Annotated in this window: 20 protein-coding genes and 1 pseudogene; 17 read left to right on the top strand and 4 right to left on the bottom strand. The window is 43.2% G+C overall.

Going from position 1 to position 19,088, the window contains the following annotated elements; genetic code table 11:
* The first annotated feature begins 612 nt into the window (after nucleotides 1-612).
* From kdsA to F6K20_RS01255, 3 genes are all read left to right on the top strand, one after another.
* The gene (kdsA, locus tag F6K20_RS01245; RefSeq protein ID WP_008179263.1) at nucleotides 613-1,455 is read left to right on the top strand and encodes a 3-deoxy-8-phosphooctulonate synthase; all 843 of its coding nucleotides are present in this window, start codon (nucleotides 613-615) and stop codon (nucleotides 1,453-1,455) included.
* Nucleotides 1,452-1,958 (top strand): KdsC family phosphatase, encoded by a 507-nt coding sequence (locus F6K20_RS01250; protein WP_008179261.1) that lies wholly within the window; start codon nucleotides 1,452-1,454, stop codon nucleotides 1,956-1,958. Before kdsA ends, F6K20_RS01250 begins: the two co-directional genes overlap by 4 nt.
* Nucleotides 1,959-2,490: 532 nt before the next feature.
* The gene (locus F6K20_RS01255) at nucleotides 2,491-3,762 is read left to right on the top strand and encodes a polysialyltransferase family glycosyltransferase (protein ID WP_287293426.1); all 1,272 of its coding nucleotides are present in this window, start codon (nucleotides 2,491-2,493) and stop codon (nucleotides 3,760-3,762) included.
* 133 nt (nucleotides 3,763-3,895) lie between these two features.
* Here the strand turns inward: F6K20_RS01255 and F6K20_RS01260 are convergent, their stop codons facing one another.
* Nucleotides 3,896-4,069: a hypothetical protein gene (locus F6K20_RS01260; protein ID WP_008179257.1), complete on the bottom strand. Its 174-nt coding sequence runs from the start codon at nucleotides 4,067-4,069 to the stop codon at nucleotides 3,896-3,898.
* A 26-nt stretch (nucleotides 4,070-4,095) separates the two neighbouring features.
* Between F6K20_RS01260 and F6K20_RS01265 the strand changes: the two genes are divergently transcribed.
* From F6K20_RS01265 to F6K20_RS01290, 6 genes and pseudogenes are all read left to right on the top strand, one after another.
* The gene (locus tag F6K20_RS01265) at nucleotides 4,096-5,325 is read left to right on the top strand and encodes a glycosyltransferase family 4 protein (RefSeq protein WP_287247483.1); all 1,230 of its coding nucleotides are present in this window, start codon (nucleotides 4,096-4,098) and stop codon (nucleotides 5,323-5,325) included.
* A 133-nt stretch (nucleotides 5,326-5,458) separates the two neighbouring features.
* Nucleotides 5,459-5,620: a hypothetical protein gene (locus F6K20_RS01270; RefSeq protein WP_287247484.1), complete on the top strand. Its 162-nt coding sequence runs from the start codon at nucleotides 5,459-5,461 to the stop codon at nucleotides 5,618-5,620.
* 92 nt (nucleotides 5,621-5,712) lie between these two features.
* Nucleotides 5,713-6,924, top strand: coding sequence for a glycosyltransferase (locus tag F6K20_RS01275; protein ID WP_287247486.1), 1,212 nt, complete (start codon nucleotides 5,713-5,715; stop codon nucleotides 6,922-6,924).
* Nucleotides 6,925-6,974: 50 nt separating this feature from the next.
* Nucleotides 6,975-7,889, top strand: a complete 915-nt coding sequence (locus tag F6K20_RS01280; protein ID WP_287247488.1) for a glycosyltransferase family 2 protein — start codon at nucleotides 6,975-6,977, stop codon at nucleotides 7,887-7,889.
* A 317-nt stretch (nucleotides 7,890-8,206) separates the two neighbouring features.
* Nucleotides 8,207-9,055, top strand: a complete 849-nt coding sequence (locus tag F6K20_RS01285) for a class I SAM-dependent methyltransferase (protein WP_008179250.1) — start codon at nucleotides 8,207-8,209, stop codon at nucleotides 9,053-9,055.
* Nucleotides 9,052-10,110: pseudogene (locus F6K20_RS01290) on the top strand (glycosyltransferase family 4 protein); the annotation flags it as partial. The gene F6K20_RS01285 and the pseudogene F6K20_RS01290, both read left to right, overlap by 4 nt.
* Here F6K20_RS01290 and F6K20_RS01295 read toward each other — a convergent pair.
* The gene (locus F6K20_RS01295; protein ID WP_287293432.1) at nucleotides 10,073-10,222 is read right to left on the bottom strand and encodes a hypothetical protein; all 150 of its coding nucleotides are present in this window, start codon (nucleotides 10,220-10,222) and stop codon (nucleotides 10,073-10,075) included. The pseudogene F6K20_RS01290 and the gene F6K20_RS01295 overlap by 38 nt on opposite strands.
* Before the next feature lie 140 nt (nucleotides 10,223-10,362).
* Here F6K20_RS01295 and F6K20_RS01300 point away from each other — a divergent pair, with 140 nt between their 5' ends.
* Nucleotides 10,363-10,563, top strand: coding sequence for a hypothetical protein (locus tag F6K20_RS01300; RefSeq protein WP_008188675.1), 201 nt, complete (start codon nucleotides 10,363-10,365; stop codon nucleotides 10,561-10,563).
* 4 nt (nucleotides 10,564-10,567) lie between these two features.
* Here the strand turns inward: F6K20_RS01300 and F6K20_RS01305 are convergent, their stop codons facing one another.
* Nucleotides 10,568-10,732, bottom strand: a complete 165-nt coding sequence (locus F6K20_RS01305; protein WP_008188677.1) for a hypothetical protein — start codon at nucleotides 10,730-10,732, stop codon at nucleotides 10,568-10,570.
* Between the two features lie 363 nt (nucleotides 10,733-11,095).
* Between F6K20_RS01305 and F6K20_RS01310 the strand changes: the two genes are divergently transcribed.
* From F6K20_RS01310 to ndk, 6 genes are all read left to right on the top strand, one after another.
* The gene (locus F6K20_RS01310; protein ID WP_287293434.1) at nucleotides 11,096-12,541 is read left to right on the top strand and encodes a tetratricopeptide repeat protein; all 1,446 of its coding nucleotides are present in this window, start codon (nucleotides 11,096-11,098) and stop codon (nucleotides 12,539-12,541) included.
* Nucleotides 12,538-13,092 (top strand): CHAT domain-containing protein, encoded by a 555-nt coding sequence (locus F6K20_RS01315; protein WP_287250108.1) that lies wholly within the window; start codon nucleotides 12,538-12,540, stop codon nucleotides 13,090-13,092. The genes F6K20_RS01310 and F6K20_RS01315 overlap by 4 nt, the downstream gene beginning before the upstream one ends.
* Before the next feature lie 234 nt (nucleotides 13,093-13,326).
* Nucleotides 13,327-14,379, top strand: a complete 1,053-nt coding sequence (fcmB, locus tag F6K20_RS01320; RefSeq protein ID WP_008188684.1) for a filament morphology actin-like protein FcmB — start codon at nucleotides 13,327-13,329, stop codon at nucleotides 14,377-14,379.
* Between the two features lie 53 nt (nucleotides 14,380-14,432).
* Nucleotides 14,433-15,158, top strand: a complete 726-nt coding sequence (locus tag F6K20_RS01325; protein WP_287293436.1) for a hypothetical protein — start codon at nucleotides 14,433-14,435, stop codon at nucleotides 15,156-15,158.
* A gap of 16 nt (nucleotides 15,159-15,174) precedes the next feature.
* Entirely contained in the window at nucleotides 15,175-16,221 is a 1,047-nt protein-coding gene (locus F6K20_RS01330; RefSeq protein WP_287293438.1) for a D-alanine--D-alanine ligase family protein, read from the top strand.
* A 77-nt stretch (nucleotides 16,222-16,298) separates the two neighbouring features.
* Nucleotides 16,299-16,748 (top strand): nucleoside-diphosphate kinase, encoded by a 450-nt coding sequence (ndk, locus tag F6K20_RS01335; protein WP_044494944.1) that lies wholly within the window; start codon nucleotides 16,299-16,301, stop codon nucleotides 16,746-16,748.
* A gap of 111 nt (nucleotides 16,749-16,859) precedes the next feature.
* Here ndk and F6K20_RS01340 read toward each other — a convergent pair whose 3' ends face one another.
* The gene (locus F6K20_RS01340) at nucleotides 16,860-17,618 is read right to left on the bottom strand and encodes a TerC family protein (RefSeq protein ID WP_008188702.1); all 759 of its coding nucleotides are present in this window, start codon (nucleotides 17,616-17,618) and stop codon (nucleotides 16,860-16,862) included.
* 373 nt (nucleotides 17,619-17,991) lie between these two features.
* Between F6K20_RS01340 and psaM the strand changes: the two genes are divergently transcribed.
* Complete coding sequence (gene psaM, locus F6K20_RS01345) at nucleotides 17,992-18,087, top strand: photosystem I reaction center subunit XII (RefSeq protein ID WP_071986952.1); 96 nt, start codon at nucleotides 17,992-17,994, stop codon at nucleotides 18,085-18,087.
* The last annotated feature ends 1,001 nt before the right edge of the window (nucleotides 18,088-19,088 follow it).

Below are 19,088 nucleotides of genomic sequence, written 5' to 3' on the forward strand. Positions count from 1 at the left end.
TATTTAAGTAGTCGGACACAATTAAATTTATAGCGCTACGGGCAGGCAAGAGGCAAGAGGCAATAGGCAATAGGCAATAGGCAATAGGCAATAGGCAATAGGCAATAGGCAATAGGCAATAGAGAATGCCGATCGCTATCGACATGATTTTTTGGTCATAACTCCCAAACTAGTCTATAAAAAAATTGTAATTATAGTGTAATTATTCAGATAATATAACATTTTTATCTTGGAGGATACATTTGTGTCTATACCTATCATCACTCTTCACCGGGGAAATTATCTTCACTTACTCTATAGTTTAGCTCAAGCTAAAAAAACTAATCCTAAATCGGACATTTTTTTAATTGGAGATGAGAGTAACCAGTGGATTAATTTCGTGAATCATGAAAATATAAAAGATTATTATAGTAGTGCTAAAAAATTTTAATATCTGTATGCGGACAATCACCATAAAAACACAAAATACATCTTGTAAAACTTATAGTACAAGAAGTATCTAAGTTTTAATTACCCCGATAATCCCCTACAACTGTTACTGGACATGAGATAAATTATTGATAATAGAAACCTCCAAGCTTCTGTCTTAAGAAACCAACAGTCGTAAAACTCATGAATAATACCCAAATCACTGATACCCTCTCTATTGGCGATCGCTGCCCACTCACCCTGATTGGTGGTCCCTGTGTCATTGAATCGGAAGACTTTACCTTAAAAATGGCAGAGGAGATCCGCAAAGTATGCGATCGCTTGAATATTCCTTTGATCTTCAAGTCTTCCTTTGACAAAGCCAATCGAACTTCAATAAACTCCTTTCGGGGACAAACTCTAGACAGAGGTCTAGAAATTCTCCAGAAGGTCAAACAGAAGGTGGGTGTGCCAGTGCTTACCGATATCCACGGAAGTCACCAAGCTGCAACTGTTGCTGAAGTAGTCGATGTCCTGCAAATCCCAGCTTTTCTGTGTCGCCAAACTGACTTACTAATCGCTGCGGCTGCTACAGGTAAGGCAATTAACGTCAAAAAAGGTCAGTTTCTTGCCCCTTGGGATATGAAGCATGTGGTCAGCAAACTGGAAGCTGGGGGAGCCAAGAATATTTTACTCACTGAGCGGGGTACTAGTTTTGGTTACAATACCCTAGTGGTAGACTTTCGCTCCCTCCCTCAGATGCGCGAGTTAGGTTATCCTGTGGTTTTTGATGCCACTCATAGCGTCCAGATGCCAGGAGGAAAGGGAGATAAGTCTGGTGGACAGCGACACTTTGTTCCCTATTTGGCCAGAGCTGCGGCTGCGGTTGGGATTGATGCTCTGTTCATGGAAATTCATGAAAATCCTGACATCGCCCCTAGTGATGGTCCGAATATGGTACCCTTGGCCGAACTGGAAAATGTGCTAAAGGGAATTCTGAATGTTCGTGCGGGTTTGGACACTACAACTGGGGTAAATTTGCCATGAACAAAATCCCTGAAGCTGAATTACAAGCACGTTTATCCCAGGTCAAACTGCTAGCCCTAGATGTGGATGGTGTCATGACCGATGGCGGACTTTACTACACAGAAAGCGGTGAAGAACTCAGAAAGTTTAATGTCAAGGATGGCATGGGAATCAAGCTACTGCAACAGACTGGAATTGAGGTAGCTGTTATTACCAATAGCAGTTGTAGGGCAACCCGACATCGAGTCCAAAAGCTAGGAATCAAGTACAGTTTTTTTGCGGTTGAAGATAAGTTAGCTGTCCTCAAAGAACTCTGTGAACAGTTGAGTTTATCTCTTTCCCAAGTCGCCTATGTTGGTGATGATATCATTGATTTACCAGTTCTGGAAGCTGTAGGATGTCCCTTAACTGTTGCTGATGCGATGCCAGAAAACCGAGACTGTGCTGTGTATGTTACCAGATTAGCAGGTGGGCAAGGAGGGGTTCGAGAAATATGTGAGCTCTTGATGAAAGTACAGGTTTAAGGTAAGCATTTAGCTATAAGCTACAAGCTATCAGCAGTCAGCGGTCAGCGGTCAGCGGTCAGCCATTCGCGAATGGCTGACGTAACAGAGATTAAACCAATGCTTACTTGTTTTATTTAAAAGCTGAGAGCTGAGAGCTGAGAGCTGAGAGCTGATACCTGATAGCTGATAGCTGAATGCTTACGCCCCTGCAGCTTAGAACTTAAACTCTACAGCTGAACCAAAAGCTCAGTTTATGCCCACTGGAAGTATAGAATACTATCCCGATTCAAAAAATAACTTCTGAAAGGGTTAGTAGGCAATGCTTCTCAAGTAGAAGTCTCGGATAATACCAAATCGGCGTTAAAAACCCCCTTTATAGTTTAGTCCTTGAGGTGCGGACGAAAGTTTGTGGACGCGCGACTTCGTTCTCGTCTGGGCTAAAGGGGGGTTATCAAAGCGGATTGGCTATGACTTTGCAAGCCTTCAGCTTGGGAGGGTTAAGACTTTTGTCTGTTAACCAGGAGCAACGCTGAATATTCCCATAAACAAAATGACTAATCCTAAACTTGTTAAACGCATCATTACCTGTCAAGGCAGCATTCAACTAGTGACTGCCTTATCAGTCCTTAGTTACAGAGAAAAAGAGCAAAAAGACCTTAATATTAAATACGAAGACTACCTTGTTATTTATCATCTCTATTCTCCCCCAGGGCAAATTGATGAATTTGCCGCCTTTATCAAAACTATAGCAGAGTTAGTGGGTGAGTGGCATAAAATTGTGTACATCACCCCTGAGCAGCTCAGTGATATTGAGAGTCGATTAGACTATTCCAGCCCATCAAAAATTTTCCGTATGGTCCATGAAATGGTTGGCACTAACAGGGCTGATGAAATTTACCTGTGCCGGAATTGGATGTTTGGAAATAAGCTACTTATTAATATTTACAAATCGGCACAAAAAATTTGTTACGGTGATAGTATTGGCTTTTATTTTTCAGTAAATTCAAAAGCTTTGTTTCCAGAAACTCAAGAAAATAAGCCTAATTTAATTAACTATATACAAGCCAAATATAAATCTTTATTAAATAAAGTTAAGACGATATTAAAAATAAAAACGTCCCTAAAACCTAGACTAAAATTTGATATCGGTTATTTTGTATTGCCTGACGTTTTTGGGGAATCACCTCCCATGAAAACTGTCACCTTAAATAAGGTGTGGCTTCTCGAAACTTTTCAAAAGCTGAGGGGTTTGGTAAACCCAGAATACATTCTCCAGTTTCGCAAGAACATTGCTGAGTCTCCCGTCTCAATCTTACTCACTTCAAATTTGTCTGAGGCGGGTAGAATGTCTCTGGAGAATGAAATCGCTGCTTACCGTGAATTCCTGATCTGTGAAGGTATAGAGCCAAACACAGTACTGGTGCTAAAACCCCATCCTAGAGATGACAATGTCAAACTCCAGAAGTTGGAGTATGCCCTATCTGACTTGTTTGATAAAATAATAGTTTTATCAGAACCAGACCTCTTTTTTCTGCCATTTGAGGTATTTTTTTCCGAAGCTTTCCTCCCCCTAGATTCAAGCCGAAATAATCAACCCAGGGTGTTTGCCGTCAGTACAGCTTGTCTGTCCCTAAAGCTACTGTTTAATGTTCCAAGTATTGTTGGCTTTGGCGACCAGATTACTACCAAGCTTTTCTATGAAAATTATGCAGCTGGTAGGTTGGAACACGAGGGGGAGTTAAGAGCAGCAATCAACAAAGTTGAAGTACCTGCAATCATTACCAATGGATTATCTGGCGTTGCTGAATTAAGTAATAGATAGGAGTAGAGTGGGCATCCTGCCCGCAAGGGCAAGATATCGAACGGGCAAGATGCCCATTCTACAGGTGCGACCCAAGGCCGCGAGCAATCCCTCGCGGCCTAGGAGGCGCGCACCTACTCTTAAAATCATTCTATTATTCAGCAACGTCGATTATCTTAATCTCGGCTGCAGATTTATCGCTTTGTTCGCTATTCCACTTAAGCTGTTCAGCATTTAGATTGGGATACCTAAATTCCTCAAAGGTAACGGGGAACAGGGAACAGAGAACGGGAAATAACCAATTTAAATGCACATTAGCTTCTAGCATTTATCAAAAGTACCTCACCGAGCACCATGAAAGTCCTACATATCAATCAGTCTGATATTTCTGGGGGAGCCGCGATCGCAGGCTACCGACTCCATCAAGGTTTGCTGGGTCAAGGCGCAGACTCACGCTTGTTAGTTTGGAGGCTCAAAACTAGTAGTGATCGCGTAGATTCTGCTCCCCGTTTACCGATTCTAGATAAACTAACTGACCCGATTACCCAACAACTAGGACTCTACTATATTAATAAACTGGGCACCTTTAATATTCCTAAGCACAGCTTTTACAAAAACGCCGATGTCCTCAATTTTCATGTCCTTCATGGTGCCAGTAGTGGATACTTTAACTATCTAGCAATCCCTTCATTAACTAAACGTAAACCTGCTGTGTTTACTTTCCATGATATGTGGAGCTTTACGGGACATTGTGCCTATAGCTATGACTGCGATCGCTGGAAAAGTGGTTGTGGCAAGTGTCCCGATCTAGATACCTACCCAGCTATTCCAAAAGATAACACTCATATAGAGTGGAAGCTAAAAAACTGGGCTTATAGTCACTCAAACTTAACAATTGTCACTCCCAGTCGCTGGCTTGGTGAGCAAGCTAAGCAAAGTATGCTCAACCGCTTTGGGATTCACCATATTCCATATGGTATTAATACTGAAGTCTATCAGCCTCTCGAATCCAAACAGTGCAAATCTCTACTCGGCATTCCCACGTCCAAAAAAGTTCTGATGTTTGCAGCAACAAACTTAGCAGAGAACCGCAAGGGCGGCGATTTGCTATTGAAAGCGTTGCAAAGTCTACCCCAGTCCCTCAAGGCTGAAAGTGTAGTGCTAACGTTTGGTAGTGGTGGCGAAACAATTGCTGAGACTGTTGGCATACCAGCATTGAATCTTGGTTATGCCAGCAATGATCGCTTTAAAGCCATTGCCTATTCTGCTGCTGATTTGTTTCTTTTCCCCACCCGTGCGGACAATCTTCCCTTGGTGCTGCAAGAGAGTATGGCTTGTGGTACACCCATGGTGTCTTTCAAAATCGGCGGCGTTCCCGATTTAGTACGTCCTGGTATTACTGGTTATTTAGCTCAACCAGAGGATACTCAAGATTTCTGTAATGGCATTGTGCAGCTACTGGAAGACAAACATCTACGGGAAACCATGGCACAACAGTGTCGTGCTATTGCCTTGGAAGAATACTCAATAGAGCTGCAAGCCCAGCGATATATCGACCTATATCATCAGGTCTTACAAAACTAGAATGCGATCGCATCCGTCAACAGGGGTGCATCTCATATAGCGCTACGCTTAGCGTCAGAAGTCAGAAGTCAGAAGTCAGAAGTCAGCTTAGACTTACGTTTCGGAGTTTAGGAGCGATGCAGAGGTGCGACCCGTGGCGAATTTAATTCGCCACGGGTCGCACCGCTCCCTACTCCCTACTCCCTACTCCCTACTCCCTACTCCCTACTCCCTTTGCTATATCAATTTCATGTGGTGGGTGATTAAATGTGAGCAAGATTTTTTGAAATTAGTATTAGAGAGAGCATATCAATAAATCTGGAAAAGGAAAATTCTGGTAGCCAGTATTTATATCAGTATGTATTGTTAGCTGGTCGTGAGATGTAACTATTTTAAGAGGTTATAACCTTGAAAACCATTGCTCTAATTGAGGAAAATTGGAATGGGCACCGTCCAATATACCTCAAGGTTTTCACCAAAACTTTGCTTGAGCTTGGTCATCAAGTGATAGCCTTCTGCCCAGAACCATCAGAATTGAGTGAATGGGTTGCCTTTAACTGCTCTAAGTATCAAGAGCAATTCCAGGTTTTTGAATGTCAAACACCAGAGCCTAGCTCATTTCCGATCAATGGAATTCGCGCAGCCCTGAATGCAGTAAAACGTTGGTGCTACGCCAAAGTTAGCATTCAGCATGCTTCATCGAAGATTGGTAAAGTACCCGATCTAGTGTTTTTTCCCTGGGTTGATAGTTGCTTAGCACCTTACCTGCTACACCATGTAGTAGACAGGATTTTCCCTTACCGTTGGTCTGGTCTCTATTTTCACCCTCGTCATTTGAGGCTTAAACAAAAGTTTTGGTCTATCAATAGAGGTCCTCTAAAACCTCATGCTGTTTTAAAGTCTTCTCATTGCCCAGCTATTGCTGTTCTCGACGAAGGGATTGCTAACAAATTACAAAGCAAAATCAATGGTAAAAATGTAATTACTTTTCCCGATTTTGCCGACGAGTCAGCCCCAGACTTTAATTGGTCAATCGTGAAACAAATTCAAGCCCAAGCCGATGGCAAAAAAATCATTGGATTACTAGGGGTACAATCCAAGCGCAAAGGAGTTCTGACACTTTTAGAAGTTGCTCAGCAGATGGTGAAAGAAGACTATTTTTTTGTCTTCGCTGGTCAGTTATCCAAGCAGACCTACACTTCCCAGGAGCAAGCCAGACTCCAGACTATTCTTAACTTAAAGTTACCTAACTGCTTTTTTTATTTTGAGCGTATTCCTGATGAAGCAAAATTTAACGCTTTAGTTAGTAATTGCGATATCTTATTTGCTGCCTATAATAACTTCCCCCACAGTAGCAATATCCTGACTAAAGCAGCAGTCTTTGAAAAACCTGTGATTGTGAGCAGCAACTTTTGTATGGCAGAGAGAGTTCGCAAATTTAAATTGGGTTTAAGTATCAATGAGGGGGATGTGCTGCAATGTATTTATGCTATCGGTCGCCTCTGTAGTCAACTGGAAAAATATAACCAAGAAGTGCAACCGGATTTTCAGGGTTATAGACGTCTTCACTCTACTGATCAGCTCATAGAGAAACTTCAGACTATTTTAAATAGTATTTAACAGGTCGCTATTGAAAACTAATAATTTCTAGATTAATTCTATAGATCGAGATGAAAACTCCAGTTGCGTTCATAATCTTCAAACGACCAGATACTACTGAGAGAGTATTTGAGGTAATTCGCCAAGCCAAACCTCCCAAACTTTTAGTCATTGCTGATGGACCTCGTGCCGATCGACCAGGTGAAGCAGAAAAGTGTGCTGCAGCTCGTGCAATTATTGAGCGCGTCGATTGGGATTGTGAGGTTTTGGAAAACTACTCTGATGTAAACATGGGCTGCTGTCAGAGAGTGTCAAGTGGCATAGACTGGGTTTTTAACACCGTTGAAGAAGCAATTATTCTTGAAGATGATTGTCTTCCACATCCCGATTTTTTTCCATTTTGTGAAAATCTCTTAGAGAGATATCGAGATGATGAGCGAATCATGCTCATTAGTGGTAGTAACTTTCTAGGTCAATGGAACTCTGATATTCAGAGTTATCATTTCTCATATTATACTGCAACTTGGGGTTGGGCTTCTTGGCGAAGGGCATGGAACTATTATGATATTAATATGAGTCTTTGGTCAAATCCTGAGATCAAAAATCGGATCAGGGATGTCTTGGCAAATAAAGAGCATTACAAAGCACTTAAAAAATCTATTGAATATACACTAAACGGTAAGTATGATGCTTGGGATTACCGATGGACTTTTGCAATACTTGCCCAGTCTGGATTATCAGTTGTTCCTGCTGTAAACCTGATTTCAAATATTGGTTTTGGTGAAGATGCAACTCATACCTTATCAACGGATAACGAACTAGCAAAACTTAAAACACTAAGTCTTAACTTTCCGATCCAATATAACAATTTTACAGCGGTAGATCGAGATTATGATAAAAACTATTACGAAAATTTTATTAAACGCTCGAAAATTAAAAAAATACAAAAAATATTAAAAAAGTTTTATAACCTAGGCAAAACTTGATGTCGCTGACAGCATTAAAATAAAGTTGAATTAACAATTATTTTCAAAAAAAGTTAATTCATTATATTTTTTGAAAATAATTTATTAGTTAATATTAAACTATAACTTGGTATGACAAATAAAAAATCCTGTTGAAAAGCATGATATCATTTTTTATTTATAGCATTGACAAATAAATCATCATTGGGGTTGATGATTTATGATAACACCAACTAATATTCAGATTGTTTTGATAAAGTCGTATCCAAACAATCCTTTGCCAAGAGGTCTTATGAACCAATAGTTATCTTGAGTGATGTGATTTTTATGGTAAGTATATGTTCAAACTAATAAATATAGGTTGTGGCTCTACATATTCTAATCATCCTGCGTGGACGAACGTTGATTTAGCACCACAATCATCCCATATTGATAATCATGATATCAGGAAAAATTTGCCCTACCCTGATGCTTATTTTGATGCTTGCTATAGTTCTCATGTAATAGAACACCTCAAGCAGCATGAAGCTGATCAACTTATGGCTGAGTGTTGGCGTGTTCTTAAGCCACGGGGAATAATTAGGGCAGTTGTCCCTGATCTAGAATCAATAGCTAGAAATTATATCTCTACTCTAGAACAGGTTGAGTCTGGTCTTACGGAAGCAGAGGCTAACTATGACTGGATAATGTTAGAACTTTATGACCAGACAGTTCGCCACGTTAAAGGTGGTGAAATGGCTAGTTATCTAGCTGACTCTAATCTTACTAATAAAGAGTTTATAGTATCTCGTATCGGTAGCAATGCCGATCTATTTTTGGATAAAAACTCTGAAAAACAATCATTGATAGAGCGACTAGCATCTAAGGATGCCTATTGGTTTTACAAAACCTTTAGAAGCTTTAATCTCAGAAATAGTATTGCCAAATATCTAGTGACTCTGATCGCAGGCAATGAAGCACGACGGGCATTTGAAGTAGGGTTGTTTCGGAATTCAGGTGAAATTCATTATTGGATGTATGACCGCTTTTCTTTACGACGACTGCTTGAGCGCTCAGGATTTGTGGAGGTGCGCGTTTGTAGTGCTGATTCAAGCCGTATTCAAGATTTTAATAGCTACGGTCTAGATATGGTTGATGGCAAAGTGCGTAAACCTGATTCACTATTCATGGAAGGTATTAAACCATGAAGACTCTAATTGTTAGTAGTTTCGATATATCTGGTGGAGCTGCTCGTGCTGCCTATCGATTACATCAGGGCTTGCAAAGCATTAATTTAGATTCCCAAATCCTAGTGCAGGAAAAATTTAGTCATGATCAAACAGTAATTGGACCGACAATCAAGTTGAAAGAGGGCCTAGCCAGGATGAGATGGACGTTTGGCGCTTTACCTCAAAAGCTTTACCCTCAACGGGAAGATACCACGTTTACTACCCAGTGGCTTCCCGATGCAGTTGTCCCCAAAGTTGCCCGACTTCAGCCCGATATTATTAATCTCCATTGGATTTGTGCTGGCTATGTGCAAATTGAAACCATTGCGAAACTAAAGCGACCGATTGTTTGGACTCTTCATGATATGTGGCCATTCACAGGGGGATGTCACTACAATCACGATTGCGATCGCTATACAGCCTCCTGTGGTGCTTGTCCTCAACTTCACAGCAGCAAAGACTGGGATTTATCCCGTTGGGTATGGCAGCGCAAAGCCAAGGCTTGGAGAAATCTTGACCTGACGGTTGTCGCCCTTAGCTCATGGTTAGCCAAATGTGCCAGTGCCAGTTCCCTTTTCCAGGATCTGCGCATTGAGCTAATTCCCAATGGGATTGATACTCAAAAATACAGACCCATCCATCAGCAGGTAGCGCGAGAATTACTTAGTTTGCCCCAGGATAAGCAACTTATTCTGTTTGGAGCAGTAAATGCCACTAGTGACAAACGAAAAGGGTTTGAATTGTTACAACCAGCGCTGCAAGAGCTGAGCCAATCCGGGTGGCGAGATCAACTAGAGTTGGTTATTTTTGGTGACTCTCAGCCAGACAATCCACCTGAGTTTGGTTTTAAGACTCACTACTTAGGTACATTGAGCGATGATCTCTCCCTAGCACTAGTCTATGCAGCAGCAGATGTATTTGTTGCCCCTTCCCTTCAAGATAACTTGCCAAACACAGTGATGGAAGCGATCGCCTGTGGAACTCCTTGCGTCGCCTTCAACATTGGCGGGATGCCCGATCTGATTGATAGGCAATAGGCAATAGGCAATAGGCAATAGGCAATAGGCAATAGGCAATAGGCAATAGGCAATAGGCAATAGGCAATAGGCAATAGGCAATAGGCAATAGGCAATAGGCAATAGGCAATAGGCAATGCTGACTTTTAAAGTCTTAATTCTAAATTCTACATTCTACATTCTACATTCTATAAAACATTTTTAAAACCCTTGACAAACAAAGCTATAATCATTACCATAATCAATATAAACCCATTGAACGTTTTCACAATGTCAGAAAAATTTACTCGCAATTTCAAGAAAAAACCGACTCAGCACACTCTCAAAGGTCCTCGTGAATCAGTAATAAATAGTATGCACATGCTTTATTCCCTAGGTTATGCGGAGATTGCCGAGTGGACACCTCTAGAACCGACCGATATTCCAGGAGAAGTAATGACTACTATGATCAAGTATTGGTTGTTGCCATAACACCTTAAATTTCTGGGGGGTTTTCCCCCCGGTGGCCTTGGGTTTCGGAGTCTTGATGCAGTCGCTCATGGGGGAAACCACGCCAGTTGCTCATGGGGGGAACCCCCAAGACCGCACTGGCTCCCCAAGACCGCGCTGCATCGCAATTTCTGACATATGTGATTGCCATAGCCGTGGATAGTATTTCTACGGCTATTTTTTTTTGGAATTAAGAATCGGGAATCGGGAATCGGGAATTGGGAATCGGGAATCGGGAATCGGGAATCGGGAATTGAGAATTGAGAATTGAGAATTGAGAATTAAGAATTAAGAATTAAGAATTGAGAATTAAGAATTGAGAATTAAGAATCCCACACTCCCCCTTTGACCCTAAATGTAAAAACCTACCCCCGACTCCCGACTCCCGACTCCCGACTCCCGACTCCCGACTCCCGACTCCCGACTTCAGACTTCTGACTTCAGACTTCAGACTTCAGACTCCCTATTCCCTACTCCCTTTGCTATCATTTAAATCTGCAACTGGCATTCTTCCATGAGCCGCCAATCCAGTGTCCGAAGCGTTCTAGGACTTCTTTTCCTATCCAGCCTCACCATTAGCCTGTGGCTCGGTGATCTTCCCGCTACCACCTGGCAACTGCAAGTGGGAAACCCAGCCACAGCTCAATCCCCTGATGCTAGCCAACTTGTCCAACAAGGGGTGGAACACTACCAACTGGGAGATTTTACTAGCGCTATAGAGTATTGGCAAACTGCCCTAACTACTTATCAACAAACCAACAACCGCTCTAACCAAACTATTGTTCTAGAAAACCTAGCGAGAGCTTATCAGCAAATTGGTCAAATCGACCAAGCCATTAACTACTGGGAACAAGTCATCACTAATTATCAGCAACTGGGGGATTTACAACAGGTAGGGCGGATGCTTACCGAACTGGCTCAAGCTTATAGTAAATTGGGGCAAAATCAAAAAGCGATCGCATTATTATGTGGTACCATTAATCATGATCATCCCCACGATAACCCCTGTGTGCCAGAAAGTGCTTTACAACTGGCTCGCACCCATCAAGACCAACTGGGAGTTGCTGCGGCTCTGGGGAGTTTAGGGGATGCTTATCGCCTCAGGGGCAAGTACGATCTAGGGATTAACTATCTCAAAGAGAGCTTAACTATTGCAGAAGACATTGACCACCTTGCCTATCAATCCTCAGCCCTGAATAGTTTAGGTAATGCCTACAGTAGCAAAGCTCAGCTCAGCTATCGTCGGGCAAATTCTGCTGAAAAAATCGAGTACACAAAAAAGGCTTCGGCACTCGCAGAAAAAGCTAAGAATAACGATAGCGAAGCACTAAAGTATTTTCAGAAAAGCCTCGACCTAGCTATTACTCAAAACGACCAATCCGGTCAAATCCGGGCAAGGCTTAATCAGATTCCCTTGTATTACCGCCTTGATAAATATAGCGCTAGTGTTACGGAATGGCAAAAAGAATGGCAAAAAGCCTACTCCCTGTTGGAAAGTCTACCAGATTCCCAGGATAAGGTTTATGCTGCCATTGAGTTAGCTAACCTTTTGCAACCGATTGCTCCGGCTCATGAAACCAGTCCCTGGATGCGATGCTATCAGCCCAAACTAGAACCCCAGGCTATTGCACTCCTGACCCAAGCCGTAAAAATAGCGCAACGTATTAATGACCACCGCTCCCAATCCTTTGCCCTAGGGGAACTGGGTCATATCTATGAGTGTCGTGACCAGTATACCAAAGCCCTAGAGTTAAGCCAACAGGCTAGACTAGCAGCTGAGCAAAACTTGCTGGCAAAGGATAGTCTGTACTTGTGGGAGTGGCAAACAGCACGGATTTTTAAGGAGCAGGGGAAAGTAACTGAGGCAATTGGAGCCTATGAAAACGCGATCGCTACTCTCGAAACAATCCGTAGCGATATCCTAACTGCCAGTCGAGATGTCGTGAATTTGAAGCCTTGAGCAATGTCTCCAGAGAAGTTAAGGCAGTGACACAAACCATACCAGAGAGCAAACAGCTACTAGATGAGGAATTTCCCCGCGATCGCCTACAACAAGAATTAGGCACAACGGTTTACCCGATTATTCACATAGCTACTCATGGTGAATTCGGCACTGAACCCGAAGATACTTTCCTAGTCACTGGGGAAAATAATCAACTCACCATTGATGAATTAGATCGGGTAATTCGCAGTGTAGCTAGTACTACTGAACCAGTGGAGTTACTATCCCTGACTGCCTGTCGAACCGCCACTGGTGATGACCGAGCAGCATTAGGTTTAGCCGGTGTAGCTGTTCAAGCAGGAGCCAGAAGTGCTTTAGCCTCGCTTTGGTTCATTAATGATCAAATTACTGCCCAAATTGCTGCCCAATTTGACCAGGGTTTGCGACAATCAAACTTAAACAAAGCCCAAGCGCTTCGTGCTGCTCAAATCGCTTTACTGGAAGCAGGAGGACAATATGCTCGCCCCGCCTATTGGGCACCTTATCTAGTAATTGGAAATTGGTTTTGACACTCCCATAAGGACGGGGCTTTAAACCCAAATTTTTTGGTAATCTTAGGTGTCCGACAGACTTGAGTGAACCTGCGTCTATAACCGACCTAGTATACTGATTTTTGGCCATTGGTGCCAGAGCGATCGCAAACAGCCTGATCATTGTCCGCACCCCGCTCTTGCCTAGACGGGGCTTCCAAACATCGGACTATTTTTTGTGAGTTGAGTTAAACAAACTGCTATATACTACGAATGACTGCTAAACAGCTTGCTACCCTCGTGAACAAAGTTCCTATTCTCAGCATTGACTTAGGTCGCACCTCTACTAAAGCTTGTATCAGCCGTTACCCCGATGGTGTAGTGCTAATTCCTGCCAACGTTGCCCATCTCACCGTTGAGCAAGTGCGTCGGGGTGGGTTTGAAGCTCGACTGGGTGACCCTCTATTAGATATTTGGCTCGAGTATCAAGGCAAAGGATACGCCATTGGACAACTAGCTGCTGACTTCGGAGCTAACTTGGGTGTTGGTCAATCGAAAGTAGAAGATGCCTTGATAAAAGTCTTTGCCTGCGTAGGACATTTCGAGCTTCAAGGTGACTTGGCAATTATCATGGGATTGCCCTACCATTCCCAAGAGCAGTTTGAGCGTGAAAAAGAGGAATTAATTGGTATCCTGGCTTCACCTCATGTCATGTACTACAGAGGGGAACCAGTGTCGATTACGATTAAAAAAGTTTGGGTGATACCAGAGGGCTATGGTAGTTTGATCTGGGTTGAAGTTCAGGAAAACGATCCATCCGATGGCGGATTACATGACCGTTCCGTCGCCGTTGTGGATATTGGCCACCAAACCACTGACTTTATCATGGCAGATTCGTTCCGATTTGCCCGAGGAGCATCTCAGAGTGAAGCATTTGCCATGAATGAGTTCTATGATCAATTAGCTGCCCAAATTCAGGGAGCTGACAGTCAATCTTTGCTATTAATCAAAGCGGTTAATCGTCCAGAAGGAGAGCGCTTCTATCGTCCTAAAGGTGCTGCTCAGCCCACAGACCTCGACGAAATTATACCGAGTTTGCGCAAAAGTTTTGCCCGTGAACTGTCTGATCGTTTGCTCGCTTGGCTACCAGAACGCACCACAGACGTAGTGGTGACGGGTGGTGGTGGACAATTCTTCTGGAATGATCTTCAACTTATCTTCAAAGAAGCTAGACTCAAGGGTTACTTAGCTCAACCCTCTCGAAAAGCGAATGCTTTGGGACAATACATTTATGGAGAGGTGCAGAAGCAGTCAGCATCTCGATAACTTGTAGATAAATTGTATTGTAATTATCCGATAAGATTATAGGCATAATTACCATGGCACCTATAGCAAAAAAAGTAAATAAAACAGTAGCATTTACCGCTAACCGGGAGGATCAAGCCCTACTAAAGGTAGTGGAGAAAGAACTAGCTAAGGGTCAGTATCCTAGCTTTAGCATGTTGTGCAAGCAAGCTCTCCAAGAGTTTCTGTTGAAACCAGAGTCCTCTGAGGAAAAGAAATCCTCCCAGGAAACAACCAAAGAAACAACCGAGGAAACAACCGGTGTTGGAAATCTTGAAGACAAGCTAACCCAACTGCAGCAGCAATTAACTGAAGTGGTACAGGCGTTATCGGTTCAGAGTCCTAGCCAAGTCAATAATCAGCTAAGTGATCTGACTCAACGAATTGAGGAAATAGACTCTAATACAACTGAACAATTGACCCAGTTACAACAGCAGCTTGGGAAATTAGAGCAAGTTATATCTACTGAAGAATCCTCTGACCAACTTGATGATCAATTGACGGCCTTAATCCAACAGGTCAAGCAAGTCGATGACCGTTCTCATCAACAACTCGAACACTTAAAACAGCAAGTTGCTGGTGTAGAAACGGTGCTGTCGAATTTTAGTACGACGGATGTGTCTGGCTTAACAGCACAGGCATCCACAGCAAAAGCGACCAGAGACTCAGATGGGACGGCTAAAGCAGGATTGGAAAAAGACGCTGATCAATCTGATGATCCGTTACTAAGTCGCTTGGGTTCTTTATTAGAGGATTTTTAATTAACTTTATAGTGCTATGACAAAACGCAGAGTTGGACTGCTGTTTGGTGGTGTCTCAGGAGAACACGAAGTTTCCATTAGTTCTGCAAGAGCGATCGCAAACGCTCTATGTGCCGACGAAAATGCCTCTAAGTACGAAGTGGTGCCAGTGTACATTCAAAAAAATGGCATCTGGACAGCGGTCGAAACTATCGCACAGGTTTTAGACTCGGGAACACCCCTGGAATCTGCTCCTAGCGGTAATGTCTGGCAATTTCCTGCCGTTGTCAGTGAGGTAGATGTCTGGTTTCCCATCCTCCATGGTCCCAATGGGGAAGATGGCACAGTTCAGGGATTACTAAAGCTGATGGGAGTTCCCTTTGTGGGTAGTGGTGTTCTGGGTTCAGCTGTAGGCATGGACAAGCTGGTAATGAAAACAGTATATGCCCAAGCGGGATTACCCCAAGTCAAATACATGGAAGTTTTGCGATCGCAAGTTTGGTCCGATCCCTGTGTATTTACCAAACTCTGTGACCAAATTGAAGAAACCTTAAACTATCCCTACTTTGTCAAACCAGCTAATTTAGGCTCATCGGTCGGGATTGCCAAAGTGCGATCGCGTTCTGAATTAGAAGCGGCCTTAGATAAGGCTGCTAGTTATGACCGCAGGTTGATTGTAGAAGAAGGAGTAGTAGGGCGAGAAGTAGAGTGTGCTGTACTAGGGAACGATCATCCCAAAGCCTCAGTAGTTGGTGAAATTACCTATGAGAGTGATTTCTATGACTACGAAACCAAATACACTCAGGGTCAAGCGGACTTGTTAATCCCCGCTCCCTTGCCCACTGACGTCATTACCCAGATTCAGGAAATGGCAATCCAGGCGTTTACTGCCGTTGATGGGGCTGGTTTAGGACGGGTAGACTTCTTTTATGTCGAAGCCACTAGGGAAATCTTCATCAACGAGATTAACACCTTACCAGGTTTTACAGCAACCAGTATGTATCCCCAACTGTGGGCAGCTACAGGTGTTTCTTTTCCAGAATTGGTGGATCAGTTAATTCAACTAGCAATAGGGCGGGCTTGAATCTTAGTCCGAAGGGAATATCATGGGAAAGGCTATGCCGAAGATTGAGCTGAGTTAAACAATTTGAGGAGATAAACTTGGAACGGACATTTCTGATGGTTAAGCCGGATGGTGTACAACGGAATCTTGTTGGTCAAATCATCCAGCGTTTTGAGACAAAAGGTTTTACCTTAGTTGGGCTGAAGCTGATGAACGTCAGCCGTGAACTTGCCGAACAGCATTACGCTGTTCACAAAGAGAGACCTTTCTTTCCCAAACTAATCGAATTCATCATCTCTGGTCCCGTAGTAGCAATGGTCTGGGAAGGAAATGGAGTAGTGGCTTCCGCAAGAAAGATAATTGGTGCTACCAAACCTCTGGAGGCTGAACCAGGAACCATTCGGGGCGATTATGGCTTAGACACAGGTCGCAATCTTATCCATGGCTCAGATGCCATTGAGACAGCGCAGAACGAGATTAGTCTCTGGTTTAAGGAAGAAGAGCTAGTTAGCTGGCAACCAACCATAACCCCTTGGCTTTACGAGTAATAGTAACATGAACCTTTAGACCGGAAGTCCAACGCTCTACCCATGTTTGGTGAGCGTTGGTATCATTGATTGGGAGATGGGGGAATTCTTCCCGGCTCTTGTGAAAAGCCTTTAGCGACTAGCTTCTTTTGCGGTTTGCTCTTTCCCCAAAGCCGGTTGCCCTTGGTTTTCCACAGGAATTGGCTCCAGGTCTGGGGTCTTAGACTTTTCAGAAAATCCCCACATGAACACTAGGGCAATAGCAGCAATCATTAACCATTCCGGTGGCACTAATTCCGGTTTAATCGCTCTGACCAACAGCCGCAATCCCACAAAGCCCACGGTGATGTAGCCAGCATCCTCCAGATAGACATACTCTTTCAACCAACGAATAAATAAGCCCGCCATGAAGCGCAGGGTAATTACCCCAATGGTGCCACCAGCAATAACCAGCCAGGTCTGGTCAGAAATTGCGATCGCTGTCGTGACACTATCCAAGGAAAAAGCTAAATCCGTAACAGCAATTAGGGGAATTGCCTGCCATAGAGAAGTAAACTTCGGGCCATGATGGTGATGTTGTTCATCTTCATCAGAGGTGAAATACTCAAAGACCAACCAGAGCAGATAGGCTGCTCCCAATAACTCAAACTGCCAAAACTGCACTACCCAAGTGGCTGTAAAAATCAAACTGATTCGTAGGACATAGGCAACTGCTAAGCCCAAGTTAAGAGCATGGCGTTGAAGTTGTTTGGTTTCTAAGCCTTGGGAGATCGCAGCTAACGCGATCGCATTATCAGCAGACAGTACAGCTTCTAGTGCCACCAGAATCAACAAAACCACAGGACCCTCAAGCCCCACATTAAACGATGAGTTAAGAATTTGGTCTAGCATTAAAAATTATTAATGTCTTAAAAGGTTAACTTAGTCTATGTAATAGACTTAATCGCCTAAATTGCTAAAACTTTGATATCTAATTTAATTAATCTTAACATTTAATCATAATTAAAGTGCGCTGCGACCCCAGGGAGGTTCCAACGCCCACACCGAACCTTCAGCAAGATCAAGGTAATAGCTGTGATCGCAATTTGAGATCAACCCAAGCTAAAAGGATTCTATTATCTGGATTTGACCAGTGATTGTGATAAAATTCCAGAACTAGCCCAATTAGTTGGCTTCGGTGCGACCCGTGGCGAATTAAATTTGCCTAGGTCAAGCGCACCGTGAATGGTATAGAATATCGCTCAAATAAAGGAGATTGTATACGATGCCTATTTCAGATGCCCAAGTTATCGGAGCTCTATTCCTGGCTTTGATTCCGGGATTTCTAGCATTCCGGCTGTCTACGGAACTTTACAAATAATCCTGGGAAGCTCAAAGCCTTGCTCCTAAGCGGCCTGGATCTAGAGCGGACAAAGGATAAACAAAATAGTTTAACTAACCCACCCATAATCTAGGATTTGGGTGGGTTAGCTTCCTCCGCGATTCATCCCACATCTCAATGCCCAGCATGAGTGTTTAAAGTTACCGTAAGGTACTGGTCGCCTTTATGGTTAGTCGGTTATGCGTAAAAGGGTTAAAACTTTGCCGATTTTGGCTCCACTAACAATCAGGTTTCGTCTCCAGGGATGAATCGCGGACAGGAACTCTGATAAACAGCCTGAAAAACGTTATACTAAAAATAGTAGGGAAAACAAATTAAGAGCTAACCGCCACCTACTAATTAAAAATAGAACTTATTGTATTGTTCCGGCGCGGAGGGGCATCCCGTGTCGTTAATAAAGTAACCCGTGTATCCGTTCGCGATGGCTGGAGTTGGTAAGAAGCCCACACTGTAATCTTCGATGAGCGTGTGGGAGTATGTCACTTAAACTAGTTAATCAATGGCGAAGCCTCATTAAAGCTAGTGAAATCCTTGACACTCGCTCACGCTCATCACGCGATTATAGTCAGGGATTCTTAAGAGCATAAAACTCTTAATGGCTGAGCCAAACAGCCTCTAGACTCTCTGACCAAATCATTGAGCTTACTTGCATCTTGATCTACGCTTTTAGCAGCGGCTTTTCAGCTGGCGCGCAAACCGGCACCTTTTGGGTGCATTAATATTTTTTAATCTTAGCAGAGCTCATCAAGAAGCGCAACAGATTGAGTCTCCAATTCCCAAGGGTCAGAAGTTACCCCAGCGAGCAATCCCTCGCTGGGGCAGCCTTTATGGTTGGGAGGCTTGGCTGAAAAGGGTTAAAACTTTGAGGCGCGACAATCGCGCGAATTTAATTACGGGTCAAGCGCGCCTCCATGATTAAGGCAAGAGACGAAACCTTAGATCAGGTCGCCTTTATAACAACAGTTTTAAACCTTTTCTGC

This window comes from Moorena sp. SIO2C4, assembly GCF_010672485.1.
Taxonomy (GTDB): Bacteria; Cyanobacteriota; Cyanobacteriia; order Cyanobacteriales; family Coleofasciculaceae; genus Moorena; species Moorena producens.

Excerpts from the sequence above, each read along its gene's own strand:
- kdsA (WP_008179263.1), top strand. The coding sequence starts at position 613 with ATGAATAATACCCAAATCACTGATACCCTCTCTATTGGCGATCGCTGC.
- F6K20_RS01250 (WP_008179261.1), top strand. The coding sequence starts at position 1,452 with ATGAACAAAATCCCTGAAGCTGAATTACAAGCACGTTTATCCCAGGTC.
- F6K20_RS01255 (WP_287293426.1), top strand. The coding sequence starts at position 2,491 with ATGACTAATCCTAAACTTGTTAAACGCATCATTACCTGTCAAGGCAGC.
- F6K20_RS01260 (WP_008179257.1), bottom strand. The coding sequence starts at position 4,069 with ATGCTAGAAGCTAATGTGCATTTAAATTGGTTATTTCCCGTTCTCTGT.
- F6K20_RS01265 (WP_287247483.1), top strand. The coding sequence starts at position 4,096 with ATGAAAGTCCTACATATCAATCAGTCTGATATTTCTGGGGGAGCCGCG.
- F6K20_RS01280 (WP_287247488.1), top strand. The coding sequence starts at position 6,975 with ATGAAAACTCCAGTTGCGTTCATAATCTTCAAACGACCAGATACTACT.
- F6K20_RS01285 (WP_008179250.1), top strand. The coding sequence starts at position 8,207 with ATGTTCAAACTAATAAATATAGGTTGTGGCTCTACATATTCTAATCAT.
- F6K20_RS01300 (WP_008188675.1), top strand. The coding sequence starts at position 10,363 with ATGTCAGAAAAATTTACTCGCAATTTCAAGAAAAAACCGACTCAGCAC.
- F6K20_RS01305 (WP_008188677.1), bottom strand. The coding sequence starts at position 10,732 with ATGGCAATCACATATGTCAGAAATTGCGATGCAGCGCGGTCTTGGGGA.
- F6K20_RS01310 (WP_287293434.1), top strand. The coding sequence starts at position 11,096 with ATGAGCCGCCAATCCAGTGTCCGAAGCGTTCTAGGACTTCTTTTCCTA.
- fcmB (WP_008188684.1), top strand. The coding sequence starts at position 13,327 with ATGACTGCTAAACAGCTTGCTACCCTCGTGAACAAAGTTCCTATTCTC.
- F6K20_RS01325 (WP_287293436.1), top strand. The coding sequence starts at position 14,433 with ATGGCACCTATAGCAAAAAAAGTAAATAAAACAGTAGCATTTACCGCT.
- F6K20_RS01330 (WP_287293438.1), top strand. The coding sequence starts at position 15,175 with ATGACAAAACGCAGAGTTGGACTGCTGTTTGGTGGTGTCTCAGGAGAA.
- F6K20_RS01340 (WP_008188702.1), bottom strand. The coding sequence starts at position 17,618 with ATGCTAGACCAAATTCTTAACTCATCGTTTAATGTGGGGCTTGAGGGT.
- psaM (WP_071986952.1), top strand. The coding sequence starts at position 17,992 with ATGCCTATTTCAGATGCCCAAGTTATCGGAGCTCTATTCCTGGCTTTG.